2 protein-coding genes and 1 pseudogene are annotated in these 4,126 nt (G+C 61.4%); 2 read left to right on the forward strand and 1 reads right to left on the reverse strand.

The features are described 5' to 3' along the window. Positions 1-271: 271 nt before the first annotated feature. Positions 272-1,414 (reverse strand): DHA2 family efflux MFS transporter permease subunit, encoded by a 1,143-nt coding sequence (locus ACSE4D_RS18825; RefSeq protein WP_436327152.1) that lies wholly within the window; start codon positions 1,412-1,414, stop codon positions 272-274. 143 nt (positions 1,415-1,557) lie between these two features. On the opposite strand from ACSE4D_RS18825, the gene ACSE4D_RS18830 reads away from it, so the two are divergent. Continuing rightward, positions 1,558-2,868, forward strand: coding sequence for an ISL3 family transposase (locus ACSE4D_RS18830; protein ID WP_426936723.1), 1,311 nt, complete (start codon positions 1,558-1,560; stop codon positions 2,866-2,868). A 132-nt stretch (positions 2,869-3,000) separates the two neighbouring features. Then, a pseudogene (locus ACSE4D_RS18835) lies at positions 3,001-4,125 on the forward strand (ISL3 family transposase); the annotation flags it as partial. Between the last annotated feature and the right edge of the window lies 1 nt (position 4,126).

Below are 4,126 nucleotides of genomic sequence, written 5' to 3' on the forward strand. Positions count from 1 at the left end.
AAGACCTCCCCGGGGCGGATGTCGAGGTCGATTCCGTCAACGGCGGTGAAGTCTCCGAAGGATTTGCGCAGTCCTCGGATCGACACCGCCGGAATAGTTGATCGGTCCTGTGCGCGTCCGGTGGACGCTGTGCGTGTTTCGTTCATGCCGCCAGTGTTCGCCACTGCGGTTTCATCGTGGTTTCACGGATGGAGCACGGTGGTTTCAACAGTTCGGGCCGGGCTGAAACCGCGGTGAGCTCCGGCGACAGTGACTCGAAGCAGGAGTGGAGTCACTCGGCTTCTTCGGGATTCCTCCGCGGCAGCGACACGGACAGCACCGCGCCGAGCGCGGCGAGCCCCGTTGCCCACCAGAACGCCTGATCAAAGCCGAGCGCGAGCTCGCCGATTGTCGAGGCGCCGTGGGTGGAAGCGGCAAGGACAACCGCGAGCAGTCCAGCCCCGAAGGCTCCGCCGAGCTGACTGGCGATTCTGGTGATGATGCTGGCATCGGGCATCTGGGCGCGGTCGAGTCCGCGGAATCCCAATGCCATGAGCGGAACGGTGACCACGCCGAGACCGGCTCCGCGGACGAGGAGTGAGAGCATGATCAGCCATCGACTCGTGCCGGTGCCGACGAAGGCGAACGGCAGTGTTCCGAGTACGACGATGACGAAGCCGATGACGACGAGCCAGCGCGGACCCATCGCGTCCGAGAGGCGGCCGGCGATCGACCGGCTGGCCAGAGTGCCGATGCCCTGCGGGATGAGCAGCATTCCCGCCTCGAGCACGCTGGAGCCGTGCACCTGCTGAATGAACAGCGGCAGAAGGATCATGGCACCGTAGAGCGCTGTACCCGAAAGGAAGAGCAGCAGCGATGCCGAGGCCAGCGGCCGGCTCTTCAGCAGACGGATATCGACGAGCGGCTGCTCCTTCGTTTTCAGCGTGTGAACGGCGAAGAGGACCACGAGCACCACGCCGGCGATCAGGGGAAGGAGAACATCGACTCTGGCGAAGCCACCGGGCTCGCCGGAATTCGACAGCGCCCACAGGAGCCCGGCGAGCCCTGGAGCCAGCAGAACGAAGCCGAGGCCGTCGAAGGGGACACGTCGGAACGGCTGGTCTCTGGGCAGGATGATGATCGCGAGCGCGATCCCGATGACGCAGAAGGGCACATTCACCCAGAACATCCACGACCAATGCAGGTGCTGGAGAATCGCGCCGCCGACGACGGGCCCGAGGATCGGGCCGAGAACCGCCGGAAGGCTCACCACAGACATGACCTTCCCGATGTTCCTCCCGTGTGCCGCCTGCATGACGATGGTGGCCATGAGCGGCAGCATGATTCCCCCGCCCAAGCCCTGGATCACGCGGAAGGCGATGAGACTGCCGGCACTCCAGGCGAGACTGGACAGAACCGAGCCCACCAGGAACACGGACAGTGCGATGATCCACAGAGGCTCTTCGTAATCGAGAGTGTGGGTCAGGGATTTTCAGACACGGCGAGTCGCTGCTCAGATAGGCGTCGAGGTCTTCCGATGATGGAAGTTCTCACACCGTCCATCCGAAAGACCTCGACGTGGCCAAGCCTACTTTCTCGACGCCTGACCTCACGACCTTCTGCAGACTCAATGACCTCGATCTGACCTGCACCGGCCAACACATCACCGGGCACAAAGCCATTCTGGAATGCCGTCCAAACACTGCTGATGACTGGTGCCGACGATGTGGTGGTCACGGGATCGTTCGCGATACCGTCGTCCGCCAGCTGGCCCACGAACCTTTCGGCCACCGACCAACCACGCTTCACATTCGCCTCCGCCGTTACAAGTGCGTCGAGTGTGGCCGCGTCTGGCGTCAAGACACCACAGCTGCGGCGCCACCACGAGCGAAGATCTCGCGAACCGGCCTCGACTGGGCGTTGCGTGCTCTCGTGATCGATCACGACACCGTGTCCGTCATCGCTGCGAAACTCGCCGTGTCCTGGCACACCGCGAACTCCGCCGTCCTCGCCGAAGGTCAGCGGTTGTTGATCAACGACCCGACCCGTTTCGACGGGGTCAGCGTCATTGGTGTCGACGAGCATGTATGGCGGCACACCCGGCGTGGTGACAAGTACGTCACCGTCATCATCGACCTCACCCCGATCAGCGAGGGAACAGGCTCGGCACGTCTGCTCGACATGGTGGCTGGCCGTTCGAAGCAGGTGTTCAAACAATGGTTGAAAGACCGACCGAAAGAATGGCGTGAGGGCATCGACGTCGTCGCGATGGACGGATTCTCCGGCTTCAAAACAGCCTCAGCTGAGGAGCTGCCCGACGCTGTCGAAGTCATGGACCCCTTCCACGTCGTCAAACTCGCCGGTGATGCCCTCGACGAGGTACGTCGCCGAGTTCAGCAGGAGACAACCGGCCATCGCGGACGAGCAAAGGACCCGTTGTACCGGGCAAGAAGAACTCTTCACACGGGCAGCAGCTTACTCACGACCAAGCAGCAGGAAAGAATCGCGAACCTCTTCGCTGACCCGAACTTCACCGAAGTCGAAGTCACCTGGGCCGTCTACCAAGACATTGTCAGCGCTTACCGAACCGCGGACCGCAAAGAGGGCAAGAGACTCTTGCAAACGGTCATCGACGCCCTGACAACGAATCTGCCACCCGAACTTGTCGAGCTCAAACGGTTAGGACGAACGTTGAAGCGTCGAGCTGCTGATGTGCTCGCATTCTTCACCCGACCGGGAACGTCGAACGGTCCCACTGAAGCGATCAACGGCAGACTCGAGCATCTACGCGGGTCCGCGCTGGGATTCCGCAACCTCACGCATTACATCGCGAGGTGTCTGCTCGAGTCCGGTGGCTTCAGACCGGTTCTACACTCTCAATTACGATGAGCCACCAATCTGGCTCTTCGTAATCGAGAGTGTGGGTCAGGGATTTTCAGACACGGCGAGTCGCTGCTCAGATAGGCGTCGAGGTCTTCCGATGATGGAAGTTCTCACACCGTCCATCCGAAAGACCTCGACGTGGCCAAGCCTACTTTCTCGACGCCTGACCTCACGACCTTCTGCAGACTCAATGACCTCGATCTGACCTGCACCGGCCAACACATCACCGGGCACAAAGCCATTCTGGAATGCCGTCCAAACACTGCTGATGACTGGTGCCGACGATGTGGTGGTCACGGGATCGTTCGCGATACCGTCGTCCGCCAGCTGGCCCACGAACCTTTCGGCCACCGACCAACCACGCTTCACATTCGCCTCCGCCGTTACAAGTGCGTCGAGTGTGGCCGCGTCTGGCGTCAAGACACCACAGCTGCGGCGCCACCACGAGCGAAGATCTCGCGAACCGGCCTCGACTGGGCGTTGCGTGCTCTCGTGATCGATCACGACACCGTGTCCGTCATCGCTGCGAAACTCGCCGTGTCCTGGCACACCGCGAACTCCGCCGTCCTCGCCGAAGGTCAGCGGTTGTTGATCAACGACCCGACCCGTTTCGACGGGGTCAGCGTCATTGGTGTCGACGAGCATGTATGGCGGCACACCCGGCGTGGTGACAAGTACGTCACCGTCATCATCGACCTCACCCCGATCAGCGAGGGAACAGGCTCGGCACGTCTGCTCGACATGGTGGCTGGCCGTTCGAAGCAGGTGTTCAAACAATGGTTGAAAGACCGACCGAAAGAATGGCGTGAGGGCATCGACGTCGTCGCGATGGACGGATTCTCCGGCTTCAAAACAGCCTCAGCTGAGGAGCTGCCCGACGCTGTCGAAGTCATGGACCCCTTCCACGTCGTCAAACTCGCCGGTGATGCCCTCGACGAGGTACGTCGCCGAGTTCAGCAGGAGACAACCGGCCATCGCGGACGAGCAAAGGACCCGTTGTACCGGGCAAGAAGAACTCTTCACACGGGCAGCAGCTTACTCACGACCAAGCAGCAGGAAAGAATCGCGAACCTCTTCGCTGACCCGAACTTCACCGAAGTCGAAGTCACCTGGGCCGTCTACCAAGACATTGTCAGCGCTTACCGAACCGCGGACCGCAAAGAGGGCAAGAGACTCTTGCAAACGGTCATCGACGCCCTGACAACGAATCTGCCACCCGAACTTGTCGAGCTCAAACGGTTAGGACGAACGTTGAAGCGTCGAG

This window comes from Brevibacterium sp. FAM 27836 (assembly GCF_051351055.1).
Lineage (GTDB): Bacteria > Actinomycetota > Actinomycetes > Actinomycetales > Brevibacteriaceae > Brevibacterium.